The following is a 19,784-nucleotide window of genomic DNA, read 5'->3' on the forward strand; positions in this document are numbered from 1 at the left end:
TATATAGCCAAATGCCTATTTTGTGTGGTTCATAGCCCTCAGTTTATCATATACCTCAGACGCGGATATTTCAATAATCGGGAATACACTTTTCAGCGCCTCCAAATCGTCATTAAAACGCTTACTATTAAGTTCTGATTTACATTCTTGCTTTGCAGAACTGACTTCTCGCAAAAATTCTTCTTTTTCCATATCAAAAATCTGCTCAAATAATAAATTCGCTATTGCCAACCCATATGACAAAACATCAGAAATAGAATGACCGATGAGAAACACCCTGTCAACATCCAGCCAGCCAGGCTCAACATAATAGATGTTAATTCCGTCGTCATGTGCAAGCATACAGTAATGACAACCATCCATTCCGGTGCTGGCAAATATAACCGCATTATCCGGCGTTTCATCATAAGCAGGAAATCAGGTTCAGGCAACAAGTGCAGTACCTCTGTCAACGAGTCTGGGGCGTTCCATTCATGCCCGTCAAGTGCTTTTATAAACTTACTTTTTTCGGCTTCGCAGTTGATTCCGTTCACTACAAACACCTCCACAAATATAAACTCCCTACATTGCAACACCATTGTACAACATTTTTACTTTTTATTTGCTTCGTCCCCCGCTATCAATGCCATCAACCCATCAACCAATTCCCTCTGTGGCATTTTCGCCACAACCTCACCCTTGCGAAATAGCAAACCCTCATCAATTCCGCCGGCAATACCATAATCGGCATCACGCGCTTCGCCCGGCCCATTGACGACACAGCCCATCACGGCAATCTTAACAGCTGTTTGGCAAGCTTCCAATCGTCGCTCGACTTCTCGCACCAGCGGTTTGAGGTCTATCTTAGTGCGTCCGCACGTTGGGCAAGCGATGACCTCTACGCCCTCGCGCAGCCCCATTGCTTGCAAAATCGCCTTGGCCGCTTTGATCTCCTCTACCACGTCCTCGCACAATGACACACGAATGGTATCGCCAATGCCATCAACCAACAACGCGCCCAATGCCGCCGATGACTTGACCAATCCGTGATACAATGTCCCTGCCTCGGTCACGCCGACGTGCAACGGCACATCCGACTGAGCGTACATCAACCGATATGCTTCAATCGTTGTCGGTACCGACGAACATTTTAATGACACGCAAATATCCTCAAAGTCATAACGCCGCAACATTTCCATCTGCGCATGCGCCGAATCGACCAAAGCCTGCGCCGTGACAGCACCATGTTTAGCAAGGATGCTTTTGTCAAGCGACCCCCCATTGACGCCAATGCGAATAGGCACCCCTTTTGTCTGACATGCAAAAGCCACAGCGCGCACGCGCTCTGGTTCGCTAATATTTCCCGGGTTAATCCGCACAGCATTCACGCCCGCTGCCACAGCCTCAATCGCCAATTTATAATCAAAGTGAATGTCAGCAACCACCGGCATCGGCGCAGCTTTCATAACTTCTGCCAACGGCTTAATCGCCCCCGTGTCCGGCACGGCAACCCGCACGATTTCGCACCCAACCGCATGCAATTTTCGCATTTGCGCCAATGTTTCCGTTGCGTCGTGCGGATTGGTATCGCACATCGACTGAATGGAAACAGGCATACCACCACCAATAATAGTATGGCCAACCTTTATTGCACGTCTTTTCATCGTGTTATAATCCGCCGAATATCGCCAAAGAAGATAAACACAATCAGCAACATCAGCAGGAAGAAGAAAGTGGCGTGAATCATGCCTTCGAGCTTAGGCGGAATTTTGCGACGAATGACAGCTTCAATCAAGATAAACAGCACACGTCCCCCGTCGAGCGCCGGAATGGGCAGCATATTGATAACAGCGAGGTTAACGGCAATCAGCGCTGCAAAAAAGAGTAAGAACTCCACTCGAAGTCCGGTGGACACATCGGGCGCATCCACAACTTGATGCACCATGTCAACCATACCAACCGGTCCGGCCATATCAGCAATATCAGCCTGCCCGCGGAATAGCTGTCCAATTGAGAAGGTAACAATTTGCACCATCTCAAACGAGCGATTTACGCTATGCGTCAACCGGGTGCCAAAAGTGAAGCCTTCCTGCCGCAAATAAAAGCCAAAGCGGTCAGTTTGCGCATAACGCAATGTTTCGCCATCGTCATCAAGAATCAAAAACGGTTGCCCATGCTCATCCAACAAACGCAAAGGGTTCCATTCGAAATACAAGTCATGCCGTACACCGTCACGCCGAATGATGATATGCTGTTGCCCATCCTCGGGAATGCGCAGAAATTCACTAATATACTGAGCACTAAATAGATGCATCCCGTTGACAGAAACAATGCGGTCGCCTTCTTGTAGTATGTCCGTATGCTGAAACGCCTCCACACCATATCTGACTAACTCGCCTTCTTGGTTATAGGCAGGCTCAACCCCTTGGACAAATCCCTCAATCACCGGCACGGTACGCGATGATAACGTAAAACTAATAATCAGTAGAATCAAAAAACCCAGCACAAAGTTCAACACTGAGCCAAAAATCAGCACAAAAATCCGCTGCCATTTCGGCTTGTTGCGAAAAGCATCCGGATCGTCAATTAAAACGCCGCCTTCATCGGTCGGAACATCATCCTCGCCCATAGCGCAAAATCCGCCAATCGGAATGGCACGAAGCGAAAACCTTGTCTGCTTTCCCTGTTTGCTCCACAGTTTCGGCCCCATGCCAATGGCAAATTCATGCACTTTAATCTTGCAAATCCGCGCCGCGATGAAATGTCCAAACTCGTGTACAACAATACATACACCAAGAATGAGAATCATGAGTAAAATGGCTATAACAACTGACATAATTTCCTCCTAAACCTTTGTAGAGGCTGCGCCCTGCCGTCTGCGGACGAACAGTATTGCCCCTACATCAATTTTTTCCTGATTTCAACATCCAATGCCAAGCAATCTTCAATATTATTTACTTGCCCATACAACTGCCCTAGTTGCTCCGCCACAATGGCTTCAATGTCCAAGAAACCAATCTTATCTTGCAAAAATGCCTCGACAGCACATTCATTAGCAGCATTTAATACAACGCAAGTAGCTTGATCAGCGCACATAGCCTGCTTCGCCAGACGTAAGCAACCAAATGTCTCTTCATCCGGCACTGCAAAGGTCAACGGCGATTGCGCTCGCCAATCAACCATCTCCACACCGTTCTCCCAACGTTGCGGATGCGTCAGCGCATAAGCGATTGGTAGGCGCATATCGGGCAATCCCGCTTGCATCAATGTCGCACCGTCGCGGAACTGCACCATCGAGTGTATGATGCTCTGTCGATGAATCACAGCATCCACCTGTGCGGGCTGCAACCCAAACAAGTGCATGGCTTCAATCAACTCTAAACCTTTGTTCATCAACGTTGCGCTGTCGATGGTAATCTTCCCGCCCATACGCCATGTCGGATGCGCGAGAGCGTCATTTTTCGTTACGTCGCGCAATTGCCCTCTATCCATGCCGAAGAATGGCCCGCCTGATGCCGTGAGTATAACCGATTGCACATCGGCAACATCCTGTCCGGCAAGCACCTGAAAAATCGCCGAGTGTTCGCTGTCCATAGGAATGATTTGCACGCCCGCACGTTGCGCCGCTTGCATCACGAACTGCCCACCTGCAACCAATGATTCCTTGTTGGCCAACGCCACATCGTGTCCAGTGTGAATCGCCGCCATCGTCAGCGGCAGCCCCGCCACGCCTACTACGGCGTTGAGCACAATGTCACAATCAACAATAACTGCTTCTGTTGCATCATCAGCAACAATAATATCCGTATCAGCTAATTTCACACGCAATTCCGCCGCCGCCTGTGTGTCTGACATAGCAACCAACTGCGGCCGAAATTCCCGCGCCTGTCGCTCCATCAATGCAACATTGCGGTGCGCAGCCAACGCCACAGGCCTCAAATGCCACTGACGGCAAAGCTCCAACGCCTGCGTGCCAACTGACCCGGTCGAGCCGAGGATTGAAAGGCGTTTTTTCATACTTCAATCACCTGAAACACTTGCAATGCCATAGCAACAAAAGGTGCGACAAAAATAATTGAATCAAATCGATCAAGCACACCCCCGTGTCCGGGCAAAATCTTACCATAATCTTTTATGCCAAAACCACGTTTGATATACGAAAAAGTCAAATCACCAAACTGTGCTACCATGCTGCCGATTGCGGCGATGGCAACGAGCCATATGAAATTAATGCTTGGGGAATACAAAAACTGCACAATCGTGCCCAGTCCGGCAGCAAAAAACGCTGCACCAAACAGTCCGCCAATCGAACCTTCAATACTTTTCTTAGGGCTGAGCGCTTTTAACGGCCGATGCTTGCCCCACGTCACGCCGACAAAGTAAGCAAAAATATCTGTGCCGAACGCAATGCAAAACGGAAGCAAAATTATATATGCTCCGCCGCTACTATGCGCGATGGTTTGTAAACTGCTCAAAAAAAGAGGAATCAAAAAAGCAGCAACATATGCCCCCCCTATTTGTCCAAGTGAAACTTGCGCCTCGCGGTCAGGATGACGCACCAATCCCGCCATTGCTACGGTAAATATCACCAACGTAAATACAAAAACGACGACAAATGCCCACAATTGCGGCGCACCGTAATACTGCCACATGGGCACAGCCGCAGCGCATACAATGCTAGCCACCACAATAAATCGATCGCGCAAAAATCCGGTTGCCCAAAGCAATTCATACGCAATTAACGCGCAAACCAGCCCAATAACAAACGGTAATATAATCGGTGGCGTAAAGAACAAAACGACAATCAACAGCGGCACCAACACAATGCCGACAATAAAACGAGTTAGCATAATTTTCTCCTTGCAGGGATACCCACTGCTTTCTGCACGGCCACACAATACGTGTCCCTACACGGCGCCGCCTTTTCTACGGTCACGTTTTTGATACGCTAAAATCGCCTTATCAATCTCAGCAGGCGTAAAGTCCGGCCACAGCGTTTCAGTAAAGTAATATTCAGCGTAAACAGCTTGCCACATCAAAAAATTCGACGTACGATGTTCGCCACCCGGCCGAATGATTAAATCAGGGTCAGGCTGCCCCGCGCTATCGAGATGTTCGGAAATCATTGCTTCCGTAATATCCTGCAGTGCAACATTCTTCGCGATGTTCCGTACGGCGCGCACAACCTCGTCGCGTCCGCCATAGTTAAAGCAAATGTTTAAGTTCGCGCGCGTATATTGCGCCGTCACCACTTGCGCCTCCTCAACCAAAGCAAACAGGTGTGCCGGAACACGTGACAAATCCCCAAAGAATCGTATGCGTGACTGCTCAACCTCCGCCTTTTCGATAACCTCGCGCAGAAACTTCTCCATCAACTTAAAAATACCCAACACTTCTTCTTCGGCACGCCGCCAGTTTTCGGTCGAAAAGGCGTACAGCGTAATATGCTTAACGCCAATATCACGACAGTAATAGATAACGCTGCGTGTCGTTTCCGAGAAGCCTGCAATATGTCCCAATGATCGTGGCAATCCGCGTTTACGCGCCCATCGCCCATTGCCGTCCATAATAATGCCGATGTGCTTCGGCAAATTCTGCGGATCAATTCCTATAAGCGGAGTATTCCTTTTTCTTATTCGCATATTTCTCCTGTTGTGCCTCACGACACCGCTTAACCTCTAATATTCCAATTCATTACTTCCAGTGATTCTGTGAAAATTGACAGTGTTCAATAGCCCTTGCTTAAACCGCCATCAATTCCTTCTCTTTATCAGCTTTCAGCTCATCGATATTTTTTGTCGCTTTATCCGTCAAGTTTTGAATCTCTTTTTCGGCGTCTTTTAGGTCATCTTCGGTCATTTCACCGCTTTTTTCCTGCTTCTTGCAGTCCTCCATCGCTTCACGGCGCAAGTTCCGTACGGCAACTTTGCCGTCTTCCGCCATTTTGCCCACTTGTTTCGTCAAGTCACGACGACGCTCCTCAGTCAGTTGCGGAAAATTCAGCCGCAATACCTTGCCATCATTCTGTGGGTTAATACCTAAGTCGGATTGGTTAATAGTGCGCTCAATGTCTTTCAGTGCCGACACATCCCACGGCTGAATGACCAACGTGTGCGGTTCCGGCACACTTACCGACGCCATCTGCTGAATCGGCGTAGGCGTGCCGTAGTAATCGACTTGAATGCGGTCAAGTACGCTGGCATTGGCTCGTCCGGCACGAATGGTAGCAAAGTCCTGTTTAAGAACTTCCAAAGTCTTGGCAATCTTGCCCTCAAATGCTGCAAATTGGCTCATAGTTTTGCTCCTTTATTTTGTATTTATCAGCCGCTTACTCGGCAGCTCTGACTATCGTCCCTATTTTTTCGCCGTTAACAGCGCGATATATGTTTTGGGGATCCTGTAACGCGAAAACCAAAATCGGTAACGCGTTATCTCGCGACATGGCAGTCGCCGTAGCATCCATCACGCGCAAATCATCACGCAAGATAGTGTCATAATCAAGACTGTCGTACTTCTTAGCAGCAGGGTCAACGGCAGGATCAGCGTCGTATACGCCGTCGATATTCTTGGCAAGCAGTACAATCTCCGCCTTAACCTCCACCGCACGCAGCACAACGGCAGTATCGGTTGACACATACGGAATACCAAGTCCGCCAGCAAAAATCACCACACGCCCTTTTTCCAAGTGTCGCATTGCCCGCGCCCGATAATACGGCTCGGCAACAGCGCGCATTTCAATGGCCGTCATCACGCGCACATCAACGCCCTGCGTTTCGAGGTTTTCTGCCAACGCCAAAGCATTGATGGTTGTCGCAAGCATGCCCATCTGATCAGCGCGAACACGATCATTCATTACCTTGCCTTCCACCATACCGCGCCAAATGTTGCCGCCACCGACAACAATGCCAACTTGCACGCCGGCATCAACACAGTGCTTGATGGTTTGACAGACCCGTCCGATAAAATCGAGGTCAAAGCCGCGCTTGCCGTCACCCGCAAGCGCCTCGCCGCTGATTTTAATCATCACTCGGTTATATTTTGGCATAAATAGAATCCTTTCTGCTGTTCTAAACATAGAGTAGCAATTAATGCTTAAAGAAACTTGACTTTTATCAAAAAGCTATTCCAGCTTAAATGACGCAGACATAAAGGCAATAGACTCAACTAATTTGAATCCATTTTTTTCATAGAACTTCACAGATGGATAGCCCTTTTCTGTGTTCAATACCATTCCGTATACGCCTTCTTTATGCAGCGCACTCTTTACAAATGCCAGCAACTTACTCCCTAGACCCTCCCCTTGATATTGGGGATGAACACTGAATTCATCAATAAATAGCTCCTTGAAATCCAAGTAAGTCATTATCCGCCCTATACACATAGCAACAATAGTGCCGCCATCTCCTATAACATACCCACGCGACATTCTCGATTCCATCATTTCAGTGATTCGAGTGTACGCGTTCTCAAAACTCCAGCTCTCATTCCAAGGTTCTTCCTTAAACGCCGCGACTAATGTTTTTGCACAATCTGAAAAATCATCCTCTGTAATCATCCTAATATCTAAGCTCATTTAACATCTCCGCTTTTACTACACACAAGCATAGCTTATGCCACTCTACCAAAATGCGGAATTCCGAACCCCGAATTCCGCATTATAATATTTTAACTATTGTACCATTTTGCTAACTTCGTCAGCGAAATTATCTTCTTTTTTCTCCAAGCCTTCGCCTTTTTCATAACGCACGAAACTGTTTAGCACAATTTCGCCGCCCAATGTTTTTGCTGTTTCGTCGATATACTGTTGCACAGTAATCTTGTCGCCTTTGACGTACAGCTGATTAAGCAGGCAAACTTCTGAGAAATACTTTTGAATGCGCCCCTCAACAATCTTCTCAGCAACGTGTTGCGGCTTTCCCTCTTCAACAATCTGAGTCATTATGATGTTCTTTTCGTTTTCAACAACGGCAGGGTCGGCATCTTGCGAACGCAGCCACAACGGGTTCATCGCCGCCGTTTGCATAGCAACATTGCGCCCCAGTTCAACCACTGCGTCATTGCCTTTGAGGTTATCACTGACCGACAGATTAATCAACACACCAATGCGTCCACCCATATGGTTATAAGCAACATTCACGCCGTTACCACAATTGCAGACAAAACGCCGAATCTTCAAATTCTCACCGATGACTTGCACATTTTCGCTCAACATTTCAGCCACCGTCATACCGCTGTCCGGATACGGCAATGCTTCCAATGCCGCTAAGTCCTTGGGGCACTCTTTGGCAATCACATCGGCAACCGCATTGACAAACTCAACAAATTTATCGGCCTTGGCCGCAAAATCGGTCTCACTGTTGATTTCAACAATTGCACCGTTACCGCAACTACAATCATTGCAAACAGTCGCACACACCATGCCCTCAGCAGCAATGCGCCCGGCCTTTTTCGCCGCAGCAGCCAACCCTTTTTCACGTAGAAACAGTGTCGCTTTTTCTATATCGCCGCCAGTTTCTTGCAATGCATTCTTGCAATCCATCATGCCCGCGCCCGTAGCTTCGCGCAGGATTTTTACATCATTGGCTGTAAAACTCATTATGCTTGTTCTCCTTTTTCTTCGACTGCCTCAGCGACTTCTTTTTTCGGTTCAACAACAACTTCCGCAACGGGCTCCACTGGTGTAGCGGCAGATGCCGAAGCTTCAGCCTCATGCTGTTCACCTTGACGACCTTCCAACACAGCGTTTGCCATGGTGTGGCAAATTAGTTTAATAGCACGGATGGCATCATCATTGCCCGGGATGGGATAATCAATCTCATCGGGGTCGCAGTTTGTATCAGCAATGGCAACAATGGGAATACCCAGTTTGCGCGCTTCCAACACAGCATTGCGCTCCTTGCGCGGGTCGATGATAAACACCGCGCCCGGCATTTTGCGCATTTCTTTGACGCCGCCAAGGTATTTATCCAACCGCATAGCCTCATTGCGCAAGCGAATAACTTCCTTTTTAGTCAACATATCAAACGTGCCGTCTTCTTCCATACGCTTGATTTGCGCAATTCGGTCAAAACTGCGGCGCATGGTCGAGAAATTAGTCAGCATACCGCCCAACCAACGAGCGTTGACATACAAGATATTGGCGCGCTCTGCCTCTTCTTTAATGGCGTCGGCAGCTTGTTTTTTTGTGCCAACCATCAATAACGTCTGGCCATTTGCCGAGATGTCACGCACAAAATTATACGCTTCTTCCAACTTCTTAACAGTCTTTGCTAAGTCAATGATGTGGATGCCGTTGCGTTCGGCATAAATAAACTTCGCCATTTTTGGATTCCAACGGCGGGTTTGATGTCCAAAATGGACACCGCATTCAAGCAATTGTTTCATTGATACGACAGGCATTTGAGGATCCTCCTAAAATATTGTTGTTCCCTCCCCGTTGCAAGCGTACAAGACGCACAATATTACGAACGGGTGCGGATTTTTGCGGCGTGTCACGCCTCGTGTACGGCGACTTGACAACAAAATTTCGGTCTTCCAACTTCGCTGCTGTTGGCAACTATGCGAAAGTTTACAGACGCTCCAATTTTGTCGGTCGCCTACTCGGCAGTTCGCCATGGCAGGGGTACCAGGACTTGAACCCGGAAGAACGGTTTTGGAGACCGGCATGTTACCATTACATCATACCCCTATATCGAGTGTAGGAACAGGATTTTCCGTCTCTACACGCACGACAGTTATTATGCCACAATATGGTGCACTTGTCAATACCTGTAGCAATTATTTATAAATTAATGTGTTTTTAATAAATGGAAAAAGGTAATAAAACCGCTTGACTTTGCAGTCGGCAAACCCTGCAAACTTTGTCCATGTGTGCTCTGACAAGAAGTTCAAGCACAACGGCGACTGGCCGCCCTCAGCGGCAATTCTCTCTTTTTGCAGACGTAGTGGCAACCGAAACTTTCCAGAATGCGGCTCAATCAACGTAGAAATTGACGGCACGACCGACAACTGATGCTTGCCTACTCGCGCTAATTCGGCAATGGCACAGGCCAAGCTCTCCATTGGCTCGATATGTTCCAATAGCCCAATAGTAATCACAACATCAAAAAAATTATCCTCAAATGGCAATGACGCCACATCAGCCTGCACAACCGTCACATTGTCCTGCTCTATAGGCTTTGTCTTGATGTCAACACCCCAGCAGGCGTATTTTTCACCGTCGGCGAGAAATTGTAACGCATCCCGTCCATTGGAACAGCCAACTTCCAGAATTTTCAGCCTACCATCTGCTGACAAATCAAGCACATCCATCATTTTGCCAAACCGGCGGCGCTTAAAACGCTGTGCCAACTTATTTTTCCAAAGCTTATAGCCTTTCAAGTGTCCGACAATCATCCGCTTTTCCCCTACCGTCAAAATGTGCCGCCAAACGCTTCCAGTCATCGCATTGCAGCGTTTCAGCACGAACACTGCCGTCAATACCGGCAGCTTGCAACGCTTCCATGACAACCTCACGCGGCCATCGCGCTGACAAGTTATTCTGCAACATCTTGCGCCGAGACGCATAGCCAACTTTGACCAACGTCAAACACACCGCCGATGGCTGCACCTCTCGTTGTGTCAGTCGCACCACTGCCGAGTCGACATTTGGTGACGGCATGAAACAATGCCGCCCGACATCAAAAAGTGGCTCAACTTCAGTTTGTAATTGCACAAGCATCGACAATGCCGTCAACGCCGCATCGCCGGGCTTGGCAATCAGCCGCGCCACAACCTCTTTCTGTACCATGATAACAATTCGCTCAAAGCAATTGGAAGCTAGCAACACCGAAATGGCTTGTGCCGTAATATAATACGGCAGATTGGCAATCGCAACACACCGCTTATTCGGCAAATTTTCACGGCAAATTTTAGGCAAGTCGGCTTTCAACATGTCAACATGGATAACGGTCGCACTTTTTGCCACTTCATGCAAAACAGGCAGCAGCCGTTCATCCAATTCAAGCGCTGTCACCGCAGCTGCCTTTTCTGTCAATCGAACCGTCAACGCACCGGCACCCGGCCCGATTTCCAATACACCAGTCTCGCCATCAAGATTCAACGCCGCCACACAGGCATCAGCAATCCATGGGTCAATTAAAAAATTTTGCCCCAGTGACTTTCGAAATGTGAAATCATGCTTAGCAAGCAATGCCTTTAACACCTGCGCCTCTGTCATCGCAAAACATAGACAGTCGCCCAGCGGCGGCCAAAAGCATTGACTTGCGCACGTGTCGGAAAATACACATCAATGATGTAACCGCGCACCGCGCCGCCCACATTTTCGGCACGGGCAAAGCCATAACTCCACCGCCCGTTCGCCCCGATGACCAACAGGTTCGTGCGAAGCGGAATGACTCGCCTGTCAACAGCTGCAACACCAAGACGTCCCTGTGTGCCAATGGCTGTCACGCGATTGGACGGCTCACCGTCCGAGGTATACGCCGTCACCATCATATCAAATGCCTTGACATATTCAACCACCGAGCCGTCACTCAACACCAACGTGCCGCCCGTCTCACAGATAATGCCTGAGCCTTGGCGATGCCGCGACTCAAAGCGCGGCCCCCACCCCTGGCGCGTATTCACTACGCCGCCCGATACGACTGTAATAAACGGCTGCGCCGCAGCCGAAGGTGCAGGCAAGCTGGGTACGCGAGTGCCGTACTCTACAATCCGCTCTTGCGGCTCTGCCACGACCTCTTCGCCCGAGCGCTCACGCGAAATTTCAATCCCGTCACGCAAATTCACTGTATAGGTGATGCGTTTTTCGCCTTCACTGCCCTCTTGGCGGACATTTTCACGCCCTCTATACAAGCTGTTGGTGGCAACGCGTCGTGTTTCAAACGGCAGGGTTTCACTAAACTCTTTTGTCATTGTGCCCACGCGCACGACTGAAATCGTCATACCCGGACGCGTCGTCACACCGGATGTCGGCTCAACCAAATCATCAATGCCGTACTCAATACCAAGCCGCGTCAACACCGCGCCGACCGTTTCACCGTTGGCACGCGCGGTGGCAACATTGTTGCCCACTTTGACCGTAACGGTATACGAACGATCAATGGTCACACTCGACACGCCACCGCTAAAACGAGTTTGCGGCAAGTGTGCGGGACTCAACCCTGAAATCTGAATGCCGGAGCGCGCAAACGCAGTTTGTACATCCGTTTCATATGTTTCTAACATAACAACTTGACCGTCGAAGTGTACGATCAATAAATTCCGTGCCATGGCAAAGTGTGACATGATTAACACAGTCGCCGAAAGAAGCAACAGTGCCGAAAAGACACGGTTGCGCAACAACTGATTCACGCCGCCAAATGTGCGGGCGCAAACATCGCTTAGCGTTCGGCGCATTCTTTCACCTCAACTTCTAGTGCAAAAATGATAAGTATACCACTAGATATATGTGTTTAGTATACATAATTTTGCCGTTTTTGTCAAGTTTAGGGTGGCAAAACACAAAAAAAGAGGCGGTTTCTTTACGCCTCTTTACGCATATTGTTACTGCCCATCATCATCTTGACCGCTGCCGTTTTGTCCGCCATCGTCTTCATTTGACTCATCAATTCAGGAATTATATACTAATTGTATTCAACATGTCAATTAATATCGCCGCGCTTTCTCGCCATTTTCTCAAAGCAAAAAGAGGCGATCGCCCTATCAATTACTCCATCTTGACCTTCTTATCAAAGAGTGTGGCATAAGCCCTCCTCACACTTCATACACTACCAGTGAAATAGACAAACAACAAGGGGGAATTCACTGTGGACGCCACTCGTATCTATGAGGACATCGCACTTCGCACCGAGGGTGATATTTATATCGGTGTCGTTGGCCCGGTGCGTACCGGAAAATCGACGTTTATCAAGAATTTTATGGAAACACTGGTCATACCAAACATCGACAACGCCGCCCGCCGCGACCGCGCGCGCGACGAACTGCCGCAATCGGGCTCAGGTCGCACCATTATGACAGCTGAGCCAAAATTTGTACCGGAAGATGCCATCGAAGTCGGCATCGGCGGCGGCGCTGTGTTTCAAGTCAGACTGGTCGATTGCGTGGGATATATGGTGCCGGGTGCAGTTGGCCAAATTGAGGACGGCCAGCCGCGTATGGTGACAACTCCATGGCAAGCTCAACCCATGCCTATGGCTAAGGCTGCCGAGATGGGCACACGCAAAGTTATCGATGACCATTCTACCATCGGCATGGTCATCACCACAGATGGTACCATCGGCGACATCAGCCGCGAGGACTACATTGAGGCCGAAACTCGTGTTATCACTGAGCTAAAAGCACTCGGCAAGCCCTTTTTGGTACTGATCAACTCGGCGTATCCTGATGCGCCGTTGGCGTTGGCCGTCACCGAAGAGCTCCGCGCCGCACATGGCGTAACCTGTCTTCCTGTCAACGTCACTCGCCTATCTGAAAATGAAATCGCCGAAATTATCAAGGGCGTACTATTTGAGTTCCCGCTTAGTGAGCTAGGCTTGTTTCTGCCATCGTGGGTTGAGGCGCTTGACAATACCCATCCCATCAAGACAACAGTATTTGCTGCTATGCTCGAAGCCGCCGAGTCACTCGTCAAAATCCGCGATGTGCAACCATCGCTTAACAGCATGAAAACCTGTCCCAACATCAGTGGAGTCAGCCTAAATACCATTCATCTCGGCACAGGCATAGCACTGGCAAACATCGAGCTGCCGCGCGAACTATTCTATGCCACACTGGGTGAACAGTCGGGCTTTGACATCAATGACGATGGCGACCTAATGGCATTGCTGTCTGGGTTGTCAAAAATCAAAAACGAGTATGCCAAAATTGCACCTGCGCTTGAAGATGTCGAAAATTTCGGCTACGGTATCGTTATGCCATCTACGGAGGAACTGTCACTCGAACAGCCCGAAATTGTCCGCCATGGCGCGCGATACGGCGTGCGTTTGCGGGCAAGCGCACCTAGCATACATATGATTCGCGCTGATATTGAGACCGAGGTATCACCATTCAATATGACGGCATCTTCACAACAGCGAAAATTATTCATAAATCAATTAAAATGTGATTCCATCATTGATATAGGATATTCTTGTGTGGCTTGATGCTGCCACACAAGAAAGAGCAGGCATTTCAAATTGAAATGCCTGCTTTCCATATGCACTTTTTGCTCTACTGAGTGTGCATCGCTCTATATTCTCTCAACTGCTCGTGCCATTTCTCGGTGTTGCATTCTTGTGGCTCTGTCGCCTCACCCATCAACAGGTCTAGCAGATAACGCGGTCTCTTGTTGCCAATATGCATAGACTTGATGCAAGAGACGCAATATACACAGACCTCATCACAAGACATCGCAGCCCCGCGCTCACACATTTTATTATGCACTTCCTCTATAGACAATCTGGGATAAAAACTATCGCCGCAACAGACAGAACGTTCACCAAAGCGCACAGGCTCTACCACTTGGATGTTCATTTTTCCAAGCAAACTACGCACAGCACGGTGAACCTCAGGGCGCCCTCGTACAGGGCAAGGATCTTGGATCGAAAGGGATATTTGCTGATAGTCTGCGAAGGGAAAATAATCCATCTCGTCAATTACCTCCCACAAAGATATTGTGGATATCCCCTCATATAAAGTGTGAAATCGCTTGTCACACCCGGCACACACATTTATAATCCGAGATCTTGCCGGGACTTTTGGGTCGTAATGGCAGCAGATAACATGTAGTGAAATGTCATCAAATTTCGTTTTTAAAAACGTAAGCAGCATATGTGCCATCTCCGGCTTGTAAAGATTTAGCGCACACCCGGGATTGAAATATATCATGCTTACCCTCCAACAATGACCTCGCCGAATATTTCTTTGTCTAAATAACGCTCACATTAAAACGGGAAAAATAACGGTAACAGCAATATGACCACCAATCCAACAATAAGCTGTAGCGGGATGCCAACTTTCATATAGTCAAGAAACGTATATTTACCCGCAACCATCACCATCGCATTTGGCGGAGTCGATACAGGCGTAGAAAAGGACATGCTGGAGGCATATGTGACTGCCATGACAAGAGGAAAAGGGCTGACGCCCAGTTCCTGAGCCGCTAAGACCGCCACCGGCAAGAACAAAACTGCCGTAGCCGTATTGCTGATAAATATCCCGAAAATAGAAGTTGTCACATAAAGCCCGACCATCACCGCGCTAGGTCCTGCGCCACCTAACGTGGCAGTAATACTATCCGCGATAAAAGCGACACCACCTGTATTCTCCAAAGCTGTTGCCATAGGCAGCATACAGGCAATAAGTATAACAATCTGCCAATTCACAGCGCGATAAGCTTGTTCAGTACTTCGAACACTACCCGTCAAAACCATGAACAGCCCTGCTATAATGACGGTTATCACCGCTGGGATCCACTCAAAAAGCAACATTGCAATCATGCATAAAAGGATGGCACTGGCTAAAATAGCGCGAACCGGTTTAAATACTGCTTCCGGCGCAGTCATTTCTCGACGAATGACGACGAGGTCCCTTTTTTCCTGCGCCAAAAGATCTATGTTTTTCCACTTTCCATACACCAACATAGCGTCTCCATAATGGAGTTCATCTTGCACAGATGGCGGCTTCGGGTTTTGATACCGGCGTTTTATGGACAAAACGGTAAGCCCATATTTGTCTCGGAAGTGAATATCCTTCAGTGATTGCTTAATAAGATTTGATCTCGGTGTCAAGATAACCTCGGCAATGTTTTCTTCTTGGATATGAAGCCCTTCCACCAAGTCGCGAGAAATTGTTTCTAACCCCATCTCTTTTAAAAACCTCTGTAAAGCAGTGCTATCGGCATACAGCAGCAAAATGTCGTTTGCCTCTAACACATAGGACGGCTCTGCCAACACCTGAGAGAATCTGGACCCCGGCAAAAAGGAAAGCGTTTTTGCCGCTGCCTTTTGCCGCATCTTTAGTACGGTGACGTTGTATCGACTGGGCCACTGTAACGCTTTTAGTGTTTTGCCGACAAGCGCGTGGTCGGTAGGCAACTGCACATAATGAAGATTCGCATCTATTTGATATTGACACAGAAGTTCAGATACACCAATTGTATCTGCAATCTTTGACTTTTTCTCGTAGGGTTTGTTAAGCCATCTCCGCCCAACAAACCACATATAGGCGATGCCCGTAAAAAGAATGATAATGCCTATGGGGGTAAAGTCAAAAAACGACAAACCCTGAAACCCAGAGTTGATAAGCGTTTCTCTCGCAAGCAGGTTGGGTGCTGTTCCGATTAGTGTCAACGCGCCACCCATACTGGCACCAAATGCAAGAGGCATCAAAAGCTTCCCTGGGTTTATATTCATTTTCACGCACAAACTGACAACGACAGGCATCAAAATAGCCACAGTGCCTGTGTTACTGATAAAACTGCCTAGCACGGCGACCATAAGCATGACAAAAATCAGCATTTTAAATTCACTGTTACCTATCATTTTCCCAAGCATATTGCCAGCTTTTCCTGCAAGACCTGCTTGGGAAATGCCTTCTCCGACGACAAATAATGCCGCTAACATGACGACTACTGTGCTGGAAAAACCAGCTAATGCCTCTGATACAGTAAGAACGCCTGATAAATACAATGCTAAAAGCGAGCACAAAGCCACTACATCAGAGCGAAATTTTGGTATTGCAAAACATACCATAGTAGCCAATAAAATTATAAATACTAATTCCATTTCACCAAACATAAAATTACGAGTCCGCCCTCTTTACAAGAATTTTTCTCCTTCAAAATCCCAATTGCTATACATTTTTAAATCAATGCCAAACGAGCTGATTGAACGCACAAATGCTTTGTATCTGAACTATACCATGATACTATACCGATGTCAATGCTGCTTTACTATGCATACTATACCGCGTTCCATGTAAAGTTGAAATGATCATATTTTCGGCACTAAGTATACGTGCACCTAAAACCGGCAAACAAAATGAATAGAAAAATTTTTCAAGCATACCTTTTAATAACACCGGATGGAGGAATAGAGTATGCATCTAACAATAAATCAGCAAAGTCTCGCAAAGGAATATGGCAAAAAATCATTAAACAACGCATTATATGACCGTGGCGTAATCTCGAAATCATTGTATGCTGCCGCCTCAGAAAAAATAATCTTAGAAATTGACCGCCTTAACAATTTATGTTATAGCGAGTTCACAACATATATCACGGCGGTTTAGCTAATGGAATTACGTGAAATTAAGCAAGCAATTACAGAAGGTTGCTCACTTAACGATTTAGACCTTAAGGTAGCATATTATGCTAGGGTATCCACAGACCGAGAAGAGCAACAAAACTCACTCGAAAATCAAATCAGCTACTTTCACCATTTCATTGATAGCAGAAAGGAGTGGACGTTTGCCGGAAAATATATCGACGAAGGCATCAGCGGAAGCAGCGTAGAAAAGCGCGAAGATTTTCTGCGCATGATTGAAGATGCGAAAGCTAAAAAAATGAACTTGATATTGACAAAAGAAATCAGTCGCTTTTCTCGCAGCACCTTAGACAGCATCAAGTATACACGTGAACTGCTGCGATTCGGGGTCGGCATCCTGTTTATACATGACAATATCTGCACACTCTCTCCAGACGCCGAACTGCGCTTAACAATTATGGCGAGTTTAGCGCAAGAGGAAATCCGGCGGTTATCTGACCGCGTAAAGTTCGGAATGAAACGTGCCTACGAAAGCGGCAAAGTTTTAGGCAACGACAGCTTATATGGTTATAAAAAAACAAACGGAAAACTGGAAATCGACAAAGAGACCGCGCCGTTTATCAGAGATTTATACCAAATTTATAGCGAAGGGAAGCACGGCTTTCGCAGCATCGCCCGCATTTTAACCGATATGGGTTATCGCAATAAAAAAGGTGAGCATCTTAACCCCGGAACGCTACGTCAAATCATGCAAAATCCTAAGTATAAAGGTTATTATTATGGCAGGCTTACCGAAAGCAGTGATTACCAAACGCAAAAAAATATTGCGCTACCCAAAGAAGAACAGCTTTATTATAAAGACAAAAACATCCCTGCACTCGTTTCCGAGGAATTATGGGACAAAGTCAACCGCATTATTAATGAGCGAGCGAGCAGATTCAAGCAAAAATCGAGCGCTCAAGAGCGATACTCATATTCACAAAAAATCGTTTGCGGCGTACACGCAACTCATCATTACCGCAAGGTTTGGAACGATCGAAAAATCCCACTGGAAAGTTGGTGTTGCAAGGAATATCTGTCGCACGGACGAACAGCTTGTCCAACACCTCATCTACATACCAAAGAACTTGACCTCGTAATGGAAGCCATCGGCAAACAGGTCGTCCAAACCTGCCACCTTATCACAAATGAGCTCATCAGCTTGTATAAGGAAGTTGTTCTTGATACAGTTGACTTTGACAAAGAAATCACCAACATCTCTAAGGAATTACAAAAGTATGCAGACAAAAAGCAACGGCTTTTGGAATTGATGATTGACGGCACCATTGACAAGGACGATTTCAAAAAAATGAACGACGGAATCAACATTGCTTACGCTAAACTCAAAAAAAAGCTAATCGAGCTAAATGAAGAAAAGGCAAAGCTGGAAGACTCGGCTTCAATGTACAACAACGCCAAATCTATCTGTGAAAAAATTACAGCGGACAAAACTGTTCCGCTTGAAATCGCTAAAGAGATGTTAAATAAAATTATCATCAACCCCGGCAGCACAAACACACATATCAAATTGACCATATCGTTGAAATATCAACCAGAGTTTTCTGCCGATATTTTACGTGTAGCATCCAAAAAATGCTCTGCAACAGACAAGCTTTCCATCACCATCTATTCCAACCGCACCGTCATTTTAAGCAGTGAGACCGAGGTATCCCCCATCGTCGGCAACGAACGGCAAAGTGAGGATTTAATCAACTATCTTCTGTCTGAGTTTGAAGGTGAGCCGGAAAAAATCTGGCAGAGCAACATTTTTGGCATTTCACTGCACGATTTGGTTAGCGAGGGACTGAACAACAAACTCAAACGCGTCCCGGCAGACGCACGAGCAAAATTGCAAGAAACATTGCAACGCATCATCAACGAAGGGTCCAACGGGCTCATTTGTATTATTCTATAAGCAAAAGTCCTGCCAACCGGCAGGACTTTTTGTTTATTGACAGCCGCAGCCGCCCTTATACTTGTCACGCACCATCGTAATCTCATTACCCGGTGCTTGTTTGACTGGATACCATCCGCGGCTGTTGGCATCATTGAACAGCTCGGACTGAATACAATGCTCATCTTTCAAAATCGACAAAAATTCATTGCGCAGCTGCTCATTGACGCATTCGCCCGCAAACGTATTATGGCTGGATGCAGCCTGTTTCTGGCTGGCAATGCAGTCAGTGAGAAACTCTTTATCGCCCATTGTGGATTGTGTTGTCATGCTGTGTACCTCTCTACTTCAAAAAATTGAATAGCGCGTCGTAATGCCCCTGGTGACGATTGGCGATATTTTCCAAACGCGATTTGATGGCTGCATCGCTGCATTGGCTCGCCAGTGTCTGATACTTCTTAATCAGCACCTGCTCATATCCCAGCGTGTCCTCCAGCGCGGTCAGCTCTTTGGTCGTTAAATTGCTCAAACTGCTCACTCCTTATTGCTTTTGTCGGATGTTTTCCGCATTGATAGTATTGGCGGAAAAGATTGCCTTTATGCAAACAAAAAGAAGACGGCATATG

The 19,784-nt window shown here is 47.3% G+C and carries 20 protein-coding genes and 1 tRNA gene; 2 read left to right on the plus strand and 19 right to left on the minus strand.

Annotated features, from left to right (window positions below; genetic code table 11):
• Nucleotides 1-15 precede the first annotated feature (15 nt).
• From FWE06_05460 to FWE06_05535, 16 genes are all read right to left on the minus strand, one after another.
• Nucleotides 16-192, minus strand: coding sequence for a hypothetical protein (locus FWE06_05460; GenBank protein ID MCL2546628.1), 177 nt, complete (start codon nt 190-192; stop codon nt 16-18).
• Nucleotides 193-221: 29 nt separating this feature from the next.
• The gene (locus FWE06_05465) at nt 222-533 is read right to left on the minus strand and encodes a hypothetical protein (GenBank protein MCL2546629.1); all 312 of its coding nucleotides are present in this window, start codon (nt 531-533) and stop codon (nt 222-224) included.
• A 57-nt stretch (nt 534-590) separates the two neighbouring features.
• On the minus strand, nt 591-1,643 hold the full coding sequence (gene ispG, locus FWE06_05470; protein MCL2546630.1) for a flavodoxin-dependent (E)-4-hydroxy-3-methylbut-2-enyl-diphosphate synthase: 1,053 nt from the start codon (nt 1,641-1,643) through the stop codon (nt 591-593).
• A complete protein-coding gene (locus tag FWE06_05475; protein MCL2546631.1) occupies nt 1,640-2,815 on the minus strand; it encodes a site-2 protease family protein in 1,176 nt (391 codons plus the stop codon). Before FWE06_05475 ends, ispG begins: the two co-directional genes overlap by 4 nt.
• A gap of 62 nt (nt 2,816-2,877) precedes the next feature.
• A complete protein-coding gene (gene dxr / locus FWE06_05480) occupies nt 2,878-3,996 on the minus strand; it encodes a 1-deoxy-D-xylulose-5-phosphate reductoisomerase (protein ID MCL2546632.1) in 1,119 nt (372 codons plus the stop codon).
• A complete protein-coding gene (locus FWE06_05485) occupies nt 3,993-4,829 on the minus strand; it encodes a phosphatidate cytidylyltransferase (GenBank protein MCL2546633.1) in 837 nt (278 codons plus the stop codon). The genes dxr and FWE06_05485 overlap by 4 nt, the downstream gene beginning before the upstream one ends.
• 57 nt (nt 4,830-4,886) lie before the next feature.
• Nucleotides 4,887-5,621, minus strand: a complete 735-nt coding sequence (gene uppS, locus FWE06_05490) for a polyprenyl diphosphate synthase (protein ID MCL2546634.1) — start codon at nt 5,619-5,621, stop codon at nt 4,887-4,889.
• 100 nt (nt 5,622-5,721) lie between these two features.
• Nucleotides 5,722-6,273 carry a ribosome recycling factor gene (frr, locus tag FWE06_05495; protein ID MCL2546635.1) on the minus strand — a complete coding sequence of 184 codons (552 nt, stop codon included), beginning with the start codon at nt 6,271-6,273 and terminating at the stop codon, nt 5,722-5,724.
• Between the two features lie 34 nt (nt 6,274-6,307).
• A complete protein-coding gene (gene pyrH, locus FWE06_05500) occupies nt 6,308-7,024 on the minus strand; it encodes a UMP kinase (protein ID MCL2546636.1) in 717 nt (238 codons plus the stop codon).
• 75 nt (nt 7,025-7,099) lie between these two features.
• A complete protein-coding gene (locus FWE06_05505; GenBank protein MCL2546637.1) occupies nt 7,100-7,552 on the minus strand; it encodes a GNAT family N-acetyltransferase in 453 nt (150 codons plus the stop codon).
• 96 nt (nt 7,553-7,648) lie between these two features.
• Entirely contained in the window at nt 7,649-8,575 is a 927-nt protein-coding gene (gene tsf, locus FWE06_05510) for a translation elongation factor Ts (GenBank protein MCL2546638.1), read from the minus strand.
• The gene (rpsB, locus tag FWE06_05515; GenBank protein MCL2546639.1) at nt 8,575-9,378 is read right to left on the minus strand and encodes a 30S ribosomal protein S2; all 804 of its coding nucleotides are present in this window, start codon (nt 9,376-9,378) and stop codon (nt 8,575-8,577) included. The genes tsf and rpsB overlap by 1 nt, the downstream gene beginning before the upstream one ends.
• A gap of 215 nt (nt 9,379-9,593) precedes the next feature.
• Nucleotides 9,594-9,667, minus strand: a tRNA-Trp gene (locus FWE06_05520).
• A gap of 89 nt (nt 9,668-9,756) precedes the next feature.
• Nucleotides 9,757-10,374, minus strand: coding sequence for a class I SAM-dependent methyltransferase (locus FWE06_05525; GenBank protein ID MCL2546640.1), 618 nt, complete (start codon nt 10,372-10,374; stop codon nt 9,757-9,759).
• Complete coding sequence (rsmA, locus tag FWE06_05530; GenBank protein ID MCL2546641.1) at nt 10,346-11,182, minus strand: 16S rRNA (adenine(1518)-N(6)/adenine(1519)-N(6))-dimethyltransferase RsmA; 837 nt, start codon at nt 11,180-11,182, stop codon at nt 10,346-10,348. Before rsmA ends, FWE06_05525 begins: the two co-directional genes overlap by 29 nt.
• Before the next feature lie 11 nt (nt 11,183-11,193).
• The gene (locus FWE06_05535; GenBank protein ID MCL2546642.1) at nt 11,194-12,378 is read right to left on the minus strand and encodes a G5 domain-containing protein; all 1,185 of its coding nucleotides are present in this window, start codon (nt 12,376-12,378) and stop codon (nt 11,194-11,196) included.
• A gap of 410 nt (nt 12,379-12,788) precedes the next feature.
• On the opposite strand from FWE06_05535, the gene spoIVA reads away from it, so the two are divergent.
• A complete protein-coding gene (gene spoIVA / locus FWE06_05540; protein MCL2546643.1) occupies nt 12,789-14,123 on the plus strand; it encodes a stage IV sporulation protein A in 1,335 nt (444 codons plus the stop codon).
• A 780-nt stretch (nt 14,124-14,903) separates the two neighbouring features.
• On the opposite strand, the gene FWE06_05545 is transcribed toward spoIVA, so the two are convergent.
• The gene (locus FWE06_05545) at nt 14,904-16,757 is read right to left on the minus strand and encodes an SLC13 family permease (GenBank protein MCL2546644.1); all 1,854 of its coding nucleotides are present in this window, start codon (nt 16,755-16,757) and stop codon (nt 14,904-14,906) included.
• A gap of 496 nt (nt 16,758-17,253) precedes the next feature.
• Between FWE06_05545 and FWE06_05550 the strand changes: the two genes are divergently transcribed.
• On the plus strand, nt 17,254-19,179 hold the full coding sequence (locus tag FWE06_05550; protein ID MCL2546645.1) for a recombinase family protein: 1,926 nt from the start codon (nt 17,254-17,256) through the stop codon (nt 19,177-19,179).
• Between the two features lie 33 nt (nt 19,180-19,212).
• On the opposite strand, the gene FWE06_05555 is transcribed toward FWE06_05550, so the two are convergent.
• Nucleotides 19,213-19,488: a spore coat protein gene (locus FWE06_05555; protein ID MCL2546646.1), complete on the minus strand. Its 276-nt coding sequence runs from the start codon at nt 19,486-19,488 to the stop codon at nt 19,213-19,215.
• A gap of 13 nt (nt 19,489-19,501) precedes the next feature.
• On the minus strand, nt 19,502-19,687 hold the full coding sequence (locus FWE06_05560; GenBank protein ID MCL2546647.1) for a spore coat protein: 186 nt from the start codon (nt 19,685-19,687) through the stop codon (nt 19,502-19,504).
• Nucleotides 19,688-19,784: the final 97 nt, after the last annotated feature.

Source organism: Oscillospiraceae bacterium, from assembly GCA_009780275.1.
Lineage (GTDB): Bacteria > Bacillota > Clostridia > Oscillospirales > UBA929 > WRAI01.